General features: G+C 40.5%; 13 protein-coding genes and 1 tRNA gene. 4 read left to right on the top strand and 10 right to left on the bottom strand.

What is annotated here, in order from left to right; translation table 11 throughout:
* Positions 1–24: 24 nt before the first annotated feature.
* The 3 genes from ALIPUT_RS02665 to ALIPUT_RS02655 all read right to left on the bottom strand — a co-directional run bounded on the left by ALIPUT_RS02665 (position 25) and on the right by ALIPUT_RS02655 (position 3,117).
* Positions 25–1,230, bottom strand: a complete 1,206-nt coding sequence (locus ALIPUT_RS02665) for a primase-helicase family protein (protein ID WP_004328112.1) — start codon at positions 1,228–1,230, stop codon at positions 25–27.
* A gap of 277 nt (positions 1,231–1,507) precedes the next feature.
* A complete protein-coding gene (locus ALIPUT_RS02660; RefSeq protein ID WP_004328110.1) occupies positions 1,508–1,897 on the bottom strand; it encodes a virulence RhuM family protein in 390 nt (129 codons plus the stop codon).
* On the bottom strand, positions 1,894–3,117 hold the full coding sequence (locus ALIPUT_RS02655; protein WP_004328109.1) for a site-specific integrase: 1,224 nt from the start codon (positions 3,115–3,117) through the stop codon (positions 1,894–1,896). The genes ALIPUT_RS02660 and ALIPUT_RS02655 overlap by 4 nt, the downstream gene beginning before the upstream one ends.
* 284 nt (positions 3,118–3,401) lie before the next feature.
* On the opposite strand from ALIPUT_RS02655, the gene ALIPUT_RS02650 reads away from it, so the two are divergent.
* From ALIPUT_RS02650 to ALIPUT_RS02640, 4 genes are all read left to right on the top strand, one after another.
* Positions 3,402–3,845: a Hachiman antiphage defense system protein HamA gene (locus tag ALIPUT_RS02650; protein WP_147554507.1), complete on the top strand. Its 444-nt coding sequence runs from the start codon at positions 3,402–3,404 to the stop codon at positions 3,843–3,845.
* Positions 3,838–5,940, top strand: a complete 2,103-nt coding sequence (locus tag ALIPUT_RS02645) for a DEAD/DEAH box helicase (RefSeq protein WP_004328107.1) — start codon at positions 3,838–3,840, stop codon at positions 5,938–5,940. The genes ALIPUT_RS02650 and ALIPUT_RS02645 overlap by 8 nt, the downstream gene beginning before the upstream one ends.
* 495 nt (positions 5,941–6,435) lie before the next feature.
* Complete coding sequence (locus ALIPUT_RS12315; RefSeq protein WP_004328106.1) at positions 6,436–6,741, top strand: hypothetical protein; 306 nt, start codon at positions 6,436–6,438, stop codon at positions 6,739–6,741.
* A 79-nt stretch (positions 6,742–6,820) separates the two neighbouring features.
* A complete protein-coding gene (locus ALIPUT_RS02640; protein WP_004328105.1) occupies positions 6,821–8,554 on the top strand; it encodes a DUF262 domain-containing protein in 1,734 nt (577 codons plus the stop codon).
* Between the two features lie 853 nt (positions 8,555–9,407).
* Here the strand turns inward: ALIPUT_RS02640 and ALIPUT_RS02630 are convergent.
* The 7 genes from ALIPUT_RS02630 to ALIPUT_RS02600 all read right to left on the bottom strand — a co-directional run bounded on the left by ALIPUT_RS02630 (position 9,408) and on the right by ALIPUT_RS02600 (position 16,379).
* Positions 9,408–10,136 carry a restriction endonuclease gene (locus ALIPUT_RS02630; protein WP_004328103.1) on the bottom strand — a complete coding sequence of 243 codons (729 nt, stop codon included), beginning with the start codon at positions 10,134–10,136 and terminating at the stop codon, positions 9,408–9,410.
* Between the two features lie 359 nt (positions 10,137–10,495).
* Positions 10,496–11,419 carry a helix-turn-helix transcriptional regulator gene (locus tag ALIPUT_RS02620; protein ID WP_004328101.1) on the bottom strand — a complete coding sequence of 308 codons (924 nt, stop codon included), beginning with the start codon at positions 11,417–11,419 and terminating at the stop codon, positions 10,496–10,498.
* A gap of 230 nt (positions 11,420–11,649) precedes the next feature.
* Positions 11,650–11,751, bottom strand: a tRNA-Gly gene (locus ALIPUT_RS12665).
* A 1,154-nt stretch (positions 11,752–12,905) separates the two neighbouring features.
* Positions 12,906–13,364 (bottom strand): HEPN family nuclease, encoded by a 459-nt coding sequence (locus tag ALIPUT_RS02615; RefSeq protein ID WP_004328099.1) that lies wholly within the window; start codon positions 13,362–13,364, stop codon positions 12,906–12,908.
* A 5-nt stretch (positions 13,365–13,369) separates the two neighbouring features.
* Positions 13,370–15,301, bottom strand: coding sequence for a PL29 family lyase N-terminal domain-containing protein (locus tag ALIPUT_RS02610; RefSeq protein ID WP_004328098.1), 1,932 nt, complete (start codon positions 15,299–15,301; stop codon positions 13,370–13,372).
* A 413-nt stretch (positions 15,302–15,714) separates the two neighbouring features.
* Positions 15,715–15,993, bottom strand: a complete 279-nt coding sequence (locus ALIPUT_RS02605; protein ID WP_004328097.1) for a hypothetical protein — start codon at positions 15,991–15,993, stop codon at positions 15,715–15,717.
* Positions 15,990–16,379 (bottom strand): DUF6908 domain-containing protein, encoded by a 390-nt coding sequence (locus ALIPUT_RS02600; RefSeq protein WP_004328096.1) that lies wholly within the window; start codon positions 16,377–16,379, stop codon positions 15,990–15,992. Before ALIPUT_RS02600 ends, ALIPUT_RS02605 begins: the two co-directional genes overlap by 4 nt.
* Positions 16,380–16,672 lie beyond the last annotated feature (293 nt).

Here is a 16,672-nt window from a genome sequence, read left to right as displayed (position 1 = left end):
CAATTCAACAAAAAAAGAATAGTATTACAGGGATTCAAGTTGTTCCCTTGTGACGGTGTAGAAACGACCGACTCTTTTTATCGGCTCATATCGGCACTCCCGATTGTAATTGAATTGGTAAGTGGTATATGTAAGCCCGTTAGAGGCAGGAGTAAGTTTCCAACATTCCTGCAATACCTTTCTGACTTGGTGCTTCTCCACCTTTACCTGCGAATGTACCAGCAAAAGAAGAATGTCGTTGTGGCAGAACGAGAATGTGTCCGTGCCGACACTTTCCATAATGTCAAGGATAAGTTCGCACATCTCTATCTCCAATCGGTTGCGGTTGCTGCGGATAATCTTCTGCAAGGCTTCGGTATGCAGCAAAGAGGGCGCAAACCACATACGGCTTTCCTTTTCGGTGGAAAGTTGTCTGTATTGCAGGTAATACAGAAAGGCAGGTATCTCAGCTTTCAGCTTTTGCAGGAAGTCTGTGTCATCGGATTGCAGACGGTCTATCTTGCGCACCCAATAGCGTGTTTCACCTGCATCAATGATAACAGGCAGATACTCGTTGTTGGAGCATAGCACGAACTTGGCAAAGAACGCTATCTCGTCACGGTCTTTGCCTTTGGCTTCCACCTTGTAGGAAAGTGTGGTGCTGAGGTTCTTCAACCGCTCGCTGTCCTCCCTGCGGTTGAGCAATACCTCGTCCACCACGATGAGCAGTTTTCCTGCCCAGTCGGAATTGAACTGGCTGCGGAAGTCCTCGTTGGTATTGAAAGTGACATTGTTTTGAAACACAGCTTTCAGGAAGTTCAGGAATGTACTCTTGCCCGTGTTGCGTTCTTCTGATACCAACAGCAGGATAGGCAGTTTCTGCACGGGTTGCAGGTAGAGCAATTGAAGATAGTCCATGCCCAATTCATACTGTTCACCGAAGATATGGCGCACCAATGACCGGATACAGGGAAACTCGCCTTGTTGCGGACGGTGTCCTATCGGCTCGTAGAGGTTCAGGAACTTGTCCACCACGGGACGGTAGTCCACATGGTCGGGGACGGTGCAGAAGCCGTCGTACTTCGGCACGGTGGCGAGATAGTCCTTGCCGTAGTCCTGCCGCAGTGTTTCGTTGTTCCACACGATGCGCTTCTTCACATAGCCTCCGTTCAGACGGGGCTGGTTCACTAACTTGTAGAGGGTAGTACCCACACGGATAAACTCCTCATTTTCAAAGTTGCCTTGTTTCATTAGCACTTCATTTTTTTGTTTAATCAGTGCAAAACTCGACAATTAGCGCAGAACGGATTAACAACTCACGCATACCTCACGTAAGATTTTCTTGGATTTGGCTTTATGACATACAACAAAAGCCCGAAGAAATGCCATTCTAATGGATTTTTCTTCGGGTTTGTCGTAATCGTACGTATGAATGGCAATACACCTATTCACATACTCGTATAAATACATTGTTGGCAATGGGAATACGCATAGGTCTCACTACTTCATGTCGTCATATCATTAGAACTTATGCCTGATAATTAGACATATCCCAACCATTTATACCCAGCGAAAAGAAGATATTTGTTTTCTCTTTTCGCAAGTACAGCCTTTTAAATATGGCATTGCGCACCTGTTCCGCACCGAAGCTGTCAATGCGGAAAGCAAGTGCGACTATCATCGGAAAGCTGAACACATCGGCATGATACCCGTTCTCCTGCCGAACATACTTCTGTACCTCGTATTCTTTTAATGCTCCACTGTTATAGATGTTTCTGATGGCAGAACGAAGTGTCGGAGCAATTACTCCGAACAGTTCCACCAATTCCGGCTCGCTCATCCAAATGTTTGAGACATTCTCCGGCATGATGATATTGCCGGATTCATTCACTGTTATGCTGTTTCTTCTCATACTCATGACATCGTTATTCCGTTAAACGTCTTACTCAGTTTGTCGCCGAACATGGTCAGGTCGTTGTCGAGCTTCTGCGTGGTTATCTTTGCGTAGAGTTGGGTCGTGACTATATTCGTATGTCCCAACACACGGCTTACGCTTTCAATGGGCATCCCCTTGCTCAAAGCTAATGTTGCGAAGCCATGACGACTGCAATGAAATGATATTGACTTGGTTATGCCACATTCCCTTATCATCCGTTTCAACGGTTTGCAGATAGACCAATAGTTCAAGTCGGGGAATATACGATTGTCTTTCTGCATCGGTCGGTAGCGTTCGACTATCTGCAAGGGTATATCCAGCAGCTTCACTTGGAAGGCGACTTTTGTCTTGTGGCGTTTGGACAATATCCACTTCTCGCCGTTCACCTCCACGATGTTGTCATTCGTCAGTTCCTGAATGTCCACGAATGACAAGACGGTGAAACTGGCAAAGATGAAAATGTCACGGATGTATGCGAGCTTGCTGTCTGCAAACTCATGTGTCATGACCGCTTTCAGTTCATCCTCCGTCAGATATTCCCGTTCTTTCACATTGGGGCTGATATGAAACTGGATGAAAGGATTGCGCGGTATCAACCCGTTATAATGCGCTTTCATGACCACGCCTTTCAGCCACATACAGTTTGCCCATATCGAACCGTTCCGCAATCCGGCTTCAGTCGAGAGGTATGCGGCGAACTCCTTGATGAAATCGGGAGTAAGTTCCAACATGGACATATCGCTGCGTCTGTAAAACGACTTGATAAAGGCGGCTACATGGTTTCTTGCCCGTACACGTGCCCGATAGGTAGCCATTACCCTGTCTTTGCCTACCCGTTTCTTGAACACTTCGTTCTCACGGTCGAATGCTTTTAGCAGCGTCTCATACTCGCTGCCGATTCCCTGATAGGCGTTGCGCACCATCTCAGCCGTAACAAATGCCTCGCGGTCTGAAATGCGCTGGTAATGTTTGATGATTTGCGCCTTGATGTTGTCAAGGGCAAGGTTGATGTCTCGTGCCTCGCGGCTCTTGCCTTTCGCCTTGTTTCCTTTCACGTCCCAAAGCGTTTTCGGGATGTTCTGCTTACAACTGAACTGCGCCACAGTCCCGTTGATTGTCACTCGTCCCATGATGGGGACAATACCGTTTTTCTCCTTGCTGCCGTTCACGTAGAACAGAACCTTGAATGTGCTTCTTGCCATACTCGTTTTTTGTTTGCAAAGTTATTACTCAACGAGTTAGACCTTGATATGCCAACCTGTGCCACAAGCTGCCAAATACAACACGGTGTGTTAAAAATCACCATTCGGCGGGTAATGATTTGGAGACCGTTCTTCTTCATAAATCCGCTTTCCTTTACGTTACCTCGATTTTTCGCCTGTCCTCATTTGTCTTCGCAAACGCCTTATTGACAGGCATTACGAAGACATTTGTCCCTTTTTATTCGTCTTTTCCAGAGATTTATAGTAACATCGCCAATGAGCGAATGTACGAGCCTGTCAAGTCCGTATTCGATACTATCAGTACTGATAAGATAAAGAAAGAAAATTCCATTATTACAAGTATTTCGGATTTGCAATATGTCATTCCCGATCCTGATACGAGAAAGTTTGTTCAAACTATTCTCAGACGTGAAACTTCTGTTGACGAAATAAGGAAAAGACTACATGTTCCCATACTATTGCTTCATGAATGCGATAAGACACAGAAAGCAACTGAGTTGTCAGAGACTTATTTGGAAGAGATTAAGCGATACCATTTGGACCGAGCTGTCAACTATTTCAATATTCAGAACGGTAAGCAAAAGAAACAGAATGTCCATGGCTACGATAATATTCAATTCCATTTGATTCTTTTCCCTGTCCCTAATAAAAATGAGATTGTCAATTGGTTTGTAGAACGAGCTAAACAAATTAAGGAAGATGCTTGATTACGAGATATACTCCGAGTGCGATCAGATTAATGATTTGATTGAGAAGCGAGACTTGGCGACGGCTCGCTGTAAAGTGATCAATTTATTGGATAGAATGCAACAAGACGGGAACCAGTATAATCCTATGGTTAATCATTTCATCCGGGTTGTCGGTCTATTCCCATATATCGATAAAAAGACAGCATCATGGGACGATCAAGTCGTGGTCGAGGCATTCAAAGCAGATGTTGGCGATAAAACACCCGTAACACTGCATAGTGCCCAGTCTCGTGTTTTGAAGCGCCTATTGCTTGGCGAGAATATCGCTGTGAGTGCCCCTACGAGTTTTGGCAAAAGTTTTATCATCGACGCTTTCATTTCAATCAGAAAACCGGACAATGTGGTTATAATCGTTCCAACGATAGCCTTAGCGGATGAAACACGCCGCAGGATTGAACATAAGTTTTCTCGTTTCTATAAGATAATTACTACCACGGATGCCACCATTACAGAAAGAAACATTTTTATCTTTCCGCAAGAACGCAGCTTTGCTTATTTCGATAAGCTTGAAAAGATTGACATGCTCATCGTGGATGAGTTCTACAAGGCAAGTTCCATGTTCGATGACTCCAGAAGTTCCTCTCTGCTAAGTGCGATGATAGAATTGGGGAAAATTTCTCGACAACGGTATTACCTTGCTCCCAACATTCATAAAATTTCTGACAACGTCTTTACCGAAGGAATGCAGTTTATGCGTTTAACGGACTTTAAAACAGTCATTACAAAGGCGGCCCATCTTTATAAGAATTTGCCCAAAAGCGCAGACAAGGAGCAATTTAAAAAAGGACATCTTCTGAAAATTTTACAAAAAAAGAGAGCAAAAACGCTGATCTATGCCGGCAGTTATAAGAATATCGATACAATCTCGAATATCCTTGCCAATGATTTAGCGGTAAAAAAGACCTCACTTCTTCAGGATTTCAACGATTGGCTTAGAGTTAATTATGGACGTAAATTTTCGCTATGCAAGTTAAGTGAAAGAGGAATTGGGGTACATAATGGCAAGATGCACAGATCATTGAGTCAAATACAGGTCAAACTTTTTGAGCAAGAAGAAGGTATTGACACAATGGTTTCCACATCTTCGATTATTGAAGGTGTAAATACTCAAGCCGAACAAGTAGTTGTTTGGTCTAACAAGAATGGCTCGTGCAAGTTTGACTATTTTACTTATAGGAACATCATTGGCCGTGCAGGTCGTATGTTCAAGTATTTTGTGGGAAAGGTGTATTTGTTGGAAGAACCTCCTGTACAAGAAAATACAACCCTCGAGATCGATTTTCCGGAAGAGGTTGTTGAATCTCTGGATTCAGCAAATCCGGGCGTAGAAATCAACGAAGAGCAGAATGACCGTATTAAAGAGTATGAGTCTTTTATGATAAAAGCTTTAGGACGAGAAAACTTCAACAACATCCGTAGGCTCCCTGCTTTCAAATCTTGTGATTCCAAACTCATAAAAACTTTGGTAAGAAAGTTAAAGGCAGACCCTGCCTGGCCCCAAAATTATGCTGCCCTTGCAGCAACTAATACATATAATTGGCGTGAACCTATTAAAGATGTCATTAATCTCCTTGGTGATAAAATGGGAGGATTGATAAAACTTGCTATATGGAAAATGCCAAAGAATTGGTCTCATTCTGTGGCATTCATCTATGATGAATTAGAAAAGGACGGATATAAAATTAGTTACGAAGACTTATTCGCAGCTGAACGTTACCTTTCATACAACTTATGCACAACTTTATCTGTCATTAATATTTTGAAAAAATCTTTCGATCCGGCAGCTCCCGACATATCTCTCTTTATAGGACGGGCATCTAACGCATTCCTTCCAAAACTCGTATATCAACTAGAAGAGTATGGGTTGCCAAGAATGATCAGTCGCAAGATTCAAGATTCTGGTTTAATTAATTTGGAGGATGATACTAAGGAAATTTCTGAAATTATCATACAATTTAAAACAATAAGTCCAAAGAACCTCATTTCAAATCTTAAAGATATAATGCCTTTTGACAAATTTATTATTCAATATTTTTATGAAGGTATCAGTTAAATAGAACGGGATTCTTTTTCTCGTTGAAAACTGTTGCTCCACAATATGCCCAAGCAAAAAGAAATAATATTTTAGAAGAAACCGACCACATCGGGCGGTCCCAAAACTATGGTTATGCCGACAAAAGCGACAGATAAGGACAAGAAATTATAAATCTTGCGCAGTTGGCACTCTCACGCATAAAAAATCACTCGGTAGCAAGGTATTGCCGAAACTTTTGATTATTTTTGCGTTGGATTTGAGGTAACTCCTTTCCAAGACATATTAGAAAAGAAAGAAGCGTTATGCTTATCCTGTACTTGAAAACGTAGGAAATTTTCAAATTGGATACAAAGATAGCATAGTGGTTCTCACGCTATAGCGTGGGCTGCTATTGTTACATCTGTATCCAAGGTTTCCTACGACCTTCAAGTAAGAGTGTGGCATACAGTTCCACGCTTCCCATTTTTAACTTTAAAAGGTCCCAAAGGAGCTGTAAGACCACTTAATTTAATTATGGCTATTTCAATGATTGAACGTCGTAGTGCATGGTATGACATCTATGACGAACGTGGAAAAAAACAAAAGACACTCAGCGAAAGTATCGGTGAGGTACTTGGTTGGGCTGCTAATTTTTTCGTTGTAAGGCGAAGCGCATGGTACGATTTATATGATGAATCAGGTAAAAAGTACAAAACGCTTAGTGAATCCATCGGTTCATTTGTGAGTATTTCAGGTGACACTTTCATTGTGAGAAGAAGTGCTTGGCTGGACACCTATGATAGAACTGGTAAAAAGATAAATACCCGCTCTGCATATTAAATGTAAAATAGGGTGTACCAAACATGTACACCCTATTCACATACACTTATAAAATTGTTATTGGAATTTTAAATACAAAATGGACAATCAAACAACTATCGGACGCTTGTTTGGAGAAGATATGATAACTTTCGTTATACCAAGTTATCAAAGAGCTTATTCTTGGAGAGTGGGCAAAGATGGACGTGTTGGTCAGGTTGATATGTTTCTGAATGATATTATCGACCAACCTGATAATTCGAGCTATTTTCTTGGTCATTATCTTTTTGAAAAAACTCAAGGAAATAGATATGAGCTAATTGATGGACAGCAAAGGTTGACTACAACGGTCATCTTTATGAGTTGTTTAGTGAAAGAATTGCGTAAACGTAAGATTGTAAGATTCGATTATAATAATATGCAATATGCTACTGAACAAATATACGAGCGATACCTTCAACCGCGTTATGGAAGCCAAAAGTTTGAGACTGTCCCTGAAGATTCCTCTTTTTTTAACCGATTAATTATTGAATGTGATAGCGATTATAGGATAGAAACTGGAAGAAGATCAGAACGACGTATTCGTGAAGCCTCAAGTTTCTTTGAAGAAAAAATGGCTACACAAACTGAGGAGGGAACTCTTTTTAAGTGGTTTCATGTAATCGACAATGCCATCATAACAACATTTTTATTGAGTGGTGAGTCTGCAAAACTTACGGCAACTCAAATCTTTGCCTTCCAAAATGACCGAGGCTTGGGATTGACTACATTAGAGAAGTTGAAAGCTTTTCTAATGCATCAAATATACAGGAATAATACCACTAATGCAATTAGTAACATCCACTCTGTAGAAGCTAAGTTTGCTTCAATTTACAACTATATTGAAAGACTTGAAACCAAAGAAGATTCAGTCTTAGGATACCATTGTTCGGCATTTCTTTCAAGTTATGATTCTCCATTAGATGCAATAAAAGAAAGTTTGCTTCGTGCTGATGATAAAACGCAGTGGATTAATTCTTTTGTAAGTGAACTATGCTGTTCTTATTCTTTAATGTGTGAAATAGAGAATACTTGGCATCTATTCAATAGCCCCATAGCTGATGTATGTATTCTTGATAAGGCTAATTCAATGCCATTGGTACTCAAACTTTGCCATTATAATAGCAACGGAATAGATGTAAGAAATATTCCAGCTATTGATAACGCACTGAAATTAGTGGAGAAAATATTATTCAAAATGACTTATACACTAGGTGGCTATCGTACCAACAATTTAATATCCATAGCGAAAAAATATAAACCTGATGAATATGACAATCTTATAGCAGACCTTACATACAAGTGCTGCCATGGGTTTAAGGAGTATTGGAATTTTAATGGAGATTGTCTGCGCTACTTCACTGCAAATAAGTATCATTATCGTAGAGAACTGAGATATGTACTCTATAAATATGAAAACTACTTACGTGCTAAGGCACGCCAGCCTTTACTGTCTCCAGATGAATGTACTAATGTATTCCGTGATGTGTCTGTATCGAATACATTAGACCATATTACCCCTCAAACACCTGATTTTGTAGAATATTCCGAAGAATTTTGTAATGAATATCTCAATAATATAGGTAATCTATCGCTTCTTACATGGGGGAATAACTCTGCCAAGAAAAATCACAATCCGGCAAATGATGGTGTAGTGGAGATGTATAATAGTATTTTTTATTCTCACAAAGAGATATATGAGACATTAAAGAGCGAAAAGAAATGGAATGAAATACAAATATCAGAACGCCGAGATAGAATTGTTGCATTTATTAAGGACAATTGGCTAGATTAAAGTAAATGAACTATAAGGATAAATAATATAAACGTCAGAGTCACAATAAAATTACTCAAAATCGCAAATAACACTTTATTCTGCAAGTTATATATATAAGCTGATTATCTACTTTCAGAGTGATAGACTTAGTTAACCCTCTAAAATTGTTGGGTGTTTAAACTTCTTTATTCGTCCTATAAATTTGCAGCGAAAAGAGAAATATGTAGTAAAGTTATCTTCTCTTTTGGCTGTGCATTTATGCAGGGTTGAATGTGGAAATCCATTGAAAAACCAGTTTAGTTTAGTCTATTAGCCTATATATATGCTAAATCAAAGTAAACTAAATTTAGGTAGGCATATTTGCCTTTCCATATGCCTATGACTTGATAGAAATAGTTACCTTTGCGAAGAACAAAATCTAATAAGGATATACCCATAAGACTGACGTTTGTCATTTTCTCTTTTGGCTGCAACAATTCATCAATGCGCTTCAACAATATATTCTCAGAAGAGCGATTAGTTGTCAGGAAAAAATGGCTTGAAAAACACTTTTAGTACGACCAAGTGTAAAGGATGAAACTAAGTGAAATGCGAAAAACGGAGAATCGCTTAAATCCTTGATTTTGTTCCTGTTTTGTTTCCCTTACAAGTTGAACAAAATGCTATTATGATGATATACAAACGATTAATCATTTGTAGAATAACATTTACCAGATTTCCTATCGAGGATTCAGCGAAACACTTTCACTAAACTAATATATTGCCACCCATTCGGGACAGTTCCACAAAATTAGAAAATGTTTTCGACAATAGCAAAACTCACAAAGGGGTATTGTATATCAATGATTCGTGCTGAATTGAACGGTTATATTTACTTAACTTGCGACAGGTGGTTCAACACCATGCTGTAAAGCGGATATTCTTCTGCTAATTCCAATGCCGCAGGCTGTTTTACGAGCCGGAAACAAGGGGCCTGTGAAAGAATCAATACAATACCCGATGACGCGCGTTTTGCATAATTCTGATTAATCTCATCGCGCGTAATCCGTCCTGTCGTAAAGAGCCTGTCCATTGTGAAACGAAAAATCTCAATTCCGATCTTTTGGTGCTTTCCGTTGGATGTGATACGTTCTATACCGCTCCAATCTACATTTACAATGCGATTTGTTTTACCGTTATCGCGCGTCAATGTTTTTCCGGCAAGAGGCATGATGTATTTCTCCCATATGATGTCGGCTAAACTCCACTCAGCCGACGATGCGCTCGGCATGGAGATTTTCCGGTCTGGCTGGATAAATAGAATATCGATTCCGAGTTTATGCGCTACTTCTTTAGCATCGGTAAGCACTTCTCCGTCTGTTGCCAGTACGGCTTTCGTGCAATCGAAATAAGCCGCTGCACCATAAAGTTCCATCATTGTTTGCCGGTTGACCTTGCGCGTTGATCCGCCGTACATCTTGACTTGTACGGCAATCTTCTCTCCTTTTTTCTCTGCAAATACATCGATGCCATAATCATTCGAAGCAGAAGTTGTCTGTACGCGATAGCCTTTTTGCCTATAATGATCGCAGACCAATTGTTCAAATTCATAAGGTTTCATAGATCAACTGTTTTTAATCGTGAAAATATTCATATATCTCTTCGTAGTAGTCTTCGTATAGGTTTTGAGACTCACCATATATTCGCTCGTCCTTAGGGTATTCGAATTTCTGTAATTGCCGTCGGGGTTCCTCATCTCGATAAATAATCAGGCGACGGTTATAGTCGAGTTCCTTTATGTCGGTTACAGGACGTGATAGATCGTCGTTGAGCCAGGGGGCGGCGGTTGTTGTGGGGACAGGACGATTGCAATGATGCACGATCACACTTACTACACATAGCAGCGATAGTATACCTATTGAGCCCCCTAAGCATCCGATCAGCCGTTCTCCTGTCGATTCGTTCCAAAAGCTGTTCCTGTCATTCATTGCATGTAGGTTTATTGCGTTCAAGCGCCTGGCAATAAATTTCGTAAATTCGCTGCCGAAGTGAAACCGGTCTTATGACTTCGACAGAACGGCTGCGAGCTAACAAAGCCATGACGAAATCGTTGGTAATACGCAGTTGTAAACGTATGGTAATCCCGTCGGATGAATCGTCGAGCAACTCCTGCGTCGGATGTATTGGCATAGTCTTAACAAAAGCTCCGTCCAAAACATCATATTTAAGTACAATCTCTTCAACAGGATCTTCTGGGTTATTCCAAATGCCGTAGCTCTCACGGAACAATGCCGGAATATCAATCGTATCGTTACGCATAAATCGCTCCCGGGACAAAATTCGCAAACTGGAAAGCCGGTCGAGTCCGAACGCTTTGAGTTTATCATCGGTATCATATCCGATCAGATACCAGCGTTGTTGGGATTCTTTCAGAAAATAGGGATGTAAACATTTGCGAACCACCTTACCGCCATGGCGGACTAATATATAATCGAATTCTACCGGATGCCGGTTTCTGATGGCATCGAGTAATTCAGCGATATTCGGCAGAATAATCGCCCGATGATGTTCCGGGAGTAGATATTTTTGAATAGTGCTGTCTGAATCGATTGCATTGAGCAGTTCAAAATTCAGCAGCAATGCTTCGTAATCTTCTGCGCTTCCATACCTCTCGTCAATATAGTATCCACAGAGCTTGTCATGACGGATAGTAACCCCGAATAACTCTTCAATCGTTCTGAAATCACGTTGTAAGGTCCGCAGTGTACAGCCAGCCGTATCCGAATAACGTGCCCTGATTGTATAGGAGACATAATCAACTAACTCTTCAGCCGGAACGTAATGTTTGCTGTTAAGTTTTGAAACGATGATTGCCAAACGACGTATTTGATTGATCTTTGCCATACGTATTGGTCTTTTTGGCAAAGATATATGAGTTACACGACAAAATGTGTCGTGATGAAATATTTACAGAAAAAATCACTATATTTGTGACATAAGTTCTTTTTCAAAGTGAGATACCGTGCAATACGGCGCAAAAGATCAGTTAGCAACTCGTTAACCGCTACAAACGAAAAATCCTTACAACTCGCTGATTAGCTTGCTGTAAGGATTTAGTCGTCCGTTTTCGGAGCGGAAAACGAGACTCGAACTCGCGACCCCAACCTTGGCAAGGTTGCGCTCTCAAGCCCCCAAAACGCTACGCGTTTAGGGGTAACCAACTGATCTATTTCCTTTTACGACGATTTTCTCGAATGTGTTTTACCATGTTTTTCGCATTGGTTAAACGGATGGTTAAACATTTGCGTCTGTCTACTGGTTTGTAAATGATTGTTAATTAAAGAATTGTTTAATGGGCTAAATAAGTTCTGTAACACGTTCTTTCTTGTTATTCATTGGCATAGTGAATTTATAGTTTTCAAATAAAAATTCCCGACCGTTAAGCCGAGAATTTGTGTCTGTCTACTGAAAGCAAAAGAAAACGCCGCATTTTTTCGGCCCTCTTTCCCTATTCTTTAAGATATGACGCAATTTAACTCCAAACTAATTGCTATTTATTTTTAATTTTATCTCATTCATCGTTTGATAAAATCGGACCAACTTGTGCAGGGGGTCTTAAAATAGACCATCCTGCAAAGTCGGTCCTAATTTTGAAGTCAAAGGAAAACCGCATTTTTTTCGGCCTGCCCTTAACCTTTTAAGATATATAGTATATATAACTCCATTTTTTGTGGAGTAATATTCTTTACCTCTAATACGTGCGTCTGTTCCGTTACTACCGTACGGTTTCTGCCGCTACTTTGCAAACTGCATCAGATAGTTTTCGCAAAATCCAGCTAACGGGAATTTCACCATCTCGTCCCGTCCGTCGGGTGTAGTGTAATGAAATATTATAGCGTTCGCTTTGACAAGGCAGTCGAATAAATTTACCGTTTCGCTCATGCCCTCCATCTTCATCTCGTTGGCGATTATTATTCCTATTATATCGTTTATCTCTTCAAGGTCGCTTTTTCACCCGATAATTCATTGTTTATTCTTTACAAGTGCGATTTCGACGGGTTTATTTATGTCCGCTGTTTCGGGAGAGAAAACGAAGTAAAATAATTCGGGATAAATCTCATTTTGAGGCTTTATGACAATTAAGCCTATTCCCTCTGTCTTGCTCCATTCAACCAGCTTACATATAGCTTGTTTATCCTCTCATGCTTTGGTCATTCATTCTGTTTTCGGTTGTTTGTATCTGTTCATTTTAGCTAAAATTTAATTGTTATTTTATCTTTATAAAGATAAGATTATTAGTGGAATAAACAAAATAAGAAAGTGACAAACTCTGCAAAAGGGTCTTATGGATTAACCTTTTCACAAAGTCTGTCACTCGGAATTTTGCCAATCAGTTTTGGCTTTTGAATAGTGATTGTTGAGTTAAGGCAAATTGAGCGAATGCCCAAACAAACGTTTTAAATTTCGTCACCTCTATTACCGCCTTAAATGTTTCTGTTTTGTGTCTTTCGTCTTTCCAATCTGTGATTTTAATATGTGTAATGTCTTTTCCGTTATCGCTCCCGAATCGGATTCCATCATGTGCAATGGCATTTCGGATATGCCGAGCCACGTTCTTCACGCTCTTATTGGGTTCTTTTATGCAGCTAATGTCTGTATCGGCAATTCCCCATTTGTCCGCTGAAACAACCTCTGTCGGAAGATGATTGAATAGGCTTTGTTGTGGAATTATCAATAATCCAACACATGCATTGATGAACAATGTATTTTCAAACGGTATTTGGTATCCGTTAACAATTTCTTGTGTCCGTTGGATAAACTCTATTTCAAAAATATTTTTGTACTCCATTGGGCTTACTCTGTAAAATCGTATCCAACAATATTATCGCCTAAATCTTTCCAATATGGAGCTTTTTTATAATCATCAACAGCTGACATCGGAACATAGTATTTACATTTCCATGAAGTTCCCCAATCATTTCCAAAAACGTTGGCACCTCCTAAAAAAGGCGGTGTAAGAGATTTGCAATAGACAAATTCTACATTGCGATTGTGAAATGCATAGTCTCCAATAGATTTGACACTTGCGGGTAGCGTAACACGTAAAGTTGAGATATTGATACTAGATGCTCCATAAAATGCATATGCTCCAATAGTTTCTACATAATCCCCTAATATTATAAATCGGAGTGAGGTACATCCATAGAATGCTCTATCTTGAATATCTGTAATATTATTTCCCCAAGTAACAAACTGTAAATCTGAGCATCCCGAGAATGCATTTTGCTCAATAGTTTTTACATTATCTGGAATAACGATAGTATATAATTTAGAGCAGTCTTTAAATGCCTCTTTTCCAATATAGGTTACCCCGATAAAATATCGTAATTCATTGAATGACGAAATCGCACTACCATGAAAGTAATGGTAATACCCAATATATTTTACATTTGCTGCCTCCTGATACGATAGTTCACCATCAAGATTTTTATCCCACGAATTGAGATTATCTATATTACTACTGTTAAGCCATTGACTAGAACACAAATATTTCGTAATGGGATCAGCAAATTGAATGTTTTGTGTTGTCGTATCATTATTCTGAGGCATAGTTATTACCGTTCCATCTGCCAATTCAAAGTAAACATTATTCTCATCCTGCGTGATTTTGATGCTGTCTGCATCCTTGCCATCCTCTCCCGTGGCTTTGCCCAGCTGTGTCCAGTTTGTTCCGTTATCATAGGAAATCCACCAATAGCCCTCTTGAATTTCGAGTTTCGGCGTAACACCGTCTGAACCATCCGCACCATTATTGCCGTCCGTCCCCTGTGCTTTTATCTTTTGTCCGTCTACAACGATAAACTCACCGTCCAGCGTCCAATAATAGATGCCGTCCGTGTCTTTCTTCACACCGATAACGGGCGTGTTTCCATCAACGCCATCCGCACCGTCTTTACCGTTGTAAATTACAATCGGGTTGCTCTTGGCAAACTTAATCGTATAGCCTACTACCTTGCCGTTCTCGGTCAGCGGGTCTACACTCGTAATATAATCGTTGTTTTGGAGTGCTGTTACAATCGTCTGCAATGCTGAAAGATTGGTATTCGTTTCGTTGCAAAGACGCTGTAAGGCTTCAAAAGCTGACCATGTGGGTAGTTTGATTTGCGTACCGTTCGATAAAGTGAAAATTACATAGTCGGTGCTGGTTTCATAATCCACACCCGAAAACATGGAATCGCCACCAATGCCGTCTTCACCTGTGGCCTTACCTAACTGCGTCCAATTTGCTCCGTTATTATAGGAAACAAACCAATAATCGTTTTCGATTTTGAATTGCGGGGTCGTGCCGTTGGTTCCGTCTTTGCCCTCGGCTTGGATTTTTCCACCATCGACCACGATAAATTCACCGTTCAACGTCCAATAATAGACACCATCAGTATCTTTCTTTACGCTGATAGTGGGTGTTATCCCATCTTCACCGTCTTGTCCGTCTTTACCGTGGTAGATGGTAATAGGGTTACCTTTGCTGAAAGTAATTGTATAGCCGATTTCTTTGCCGTCTTTCATAAGAGGTGTAGTCCCCGTAACATAGACGTTGTTTTGTAATGCTGTTACGATAGTCTGCAACGATGAAATATTTGTGTTCATCTGCTTGCAGAGTTCCTCTAATTTTGCGACACGGTTTTCCAATCCGTGAACGCTGTTCCAAAGGTCATCATCATCGTATTTACACGATGTGAGCGCAACCACCGCAAATAATGCGGCAAAAGCCAATAGTTTTTTCATAGTAAGATTTATTTAAGTTGAACAAGTATTTTAAATCTTACTATCCGCCCCTCAATAGTGGATTCAATAATAAGAAAGCGCAGGGCTGAAAGCTCATTTGAGGATAGTAGGCCGTAGGATTGCCCGAACATTCAAATAAGCAACAACCCCGCGCCGTATCCGTAAAGGATATGACGGGAGATAAGGTCTGCCTATTCTCATGTTCAATGAATTTCCTACGTTCACTATCCGAGAATAAACTTACGCTTCCGTAAATTTCAATATGTCATCCACAAAGGTAAAAAACATATTCTGAAATCGCAATGACCTTATCCCGCTTTTCGGGATTGTTGCCGTATCAAATTTCTGAAAAACAAAGTTTCTATCCAATAGTGGGGAGTATGGAATCGAAACTTTGTTAGTTGTAAGTTGGGTTAATCGTTCCCGCAGATTTCTTGTATTACGCCGTCCATGTAAATCGCCTGTCCGCTGGATTGCCTGCCCCACCAGTAGCAACCGTATTCCTCGATGATAACCTCGCCTTGCTCTTTCAGTCGTTCGGCCAGCCAAGAATCAATCAGCCACCATTCCATGACATCATCCACGAACGGATAAAGATATTCTTCGGAAATAAGGTTTGCCCGTATCATTTCCTCGATAACCGTGCTTTGATTCTTCAAAACACAATTCTGTACTATTCGTTGCGCATTCATATAATCGGTTGTTGCGAGTTCATGCGTATTAGCCATCGGTTTGCAAAATTTGTGTGGTCAGCCTGTCGTTCCTCGGCGCAATTCTCCATTCCGTTTTCTGTCGGGTACGCACTATGCGATTCAATGCGGAGAGTTTTGTTGCAGTAATAGTACGGGATAAACTGCTTTGTACTTGTGTCAAATGCAAAATTCATTTCTGTACTCTGCGCAAGTTTACCTTTAGCTTCGTAGTATTCTACCAGCGAAATAAGGTTGTACTTTCCATTGCGCCCAATCATTGCGGCACGTAAGCGTGTGTAAACTCCGTTCCCGTGGTCGATTCTGTAAGCCCGCACGGCTAACAAGGCTTGCAGAATTTCTGTCGCCCTTTCATTTAATGTTTTCATGGTCTGTAAAGTTTAGAGTTATTCCCCATTACTTGTAAAAAGATAACTCCATTCATAGCCAACTAAACAGGGCGGCATATCTCCATGTAAGAATAGCTTTCCGATTCTATATAATGCAGATAATTCTATGCTGTTATATGGTTTCGGGCATAAATAGGGGGTGGTCTGTTTTATGTGGAATCCTATTAAATAGTAAGTAAAAAATTCGGTTTTCCATCCGAAAATGGGGAGGGGTGAAAAATAGGGATTGTCCGCGCGGGATGTTCGTCGGCAGGTGGTCGGGCGAAGCCCGG

This window comes from Alistipes putredinis DSM 17216 (assembly GCF_000154465.1).
GTDB lineage: Bacteria > Bacteroidota > Bacteroidia > Bacteroidales > Rikenellaceae > Alistipes > Alistipes putredinis.
This window is presented reverse-complemented; position numbering and strand designations above follow the sequence as displayed.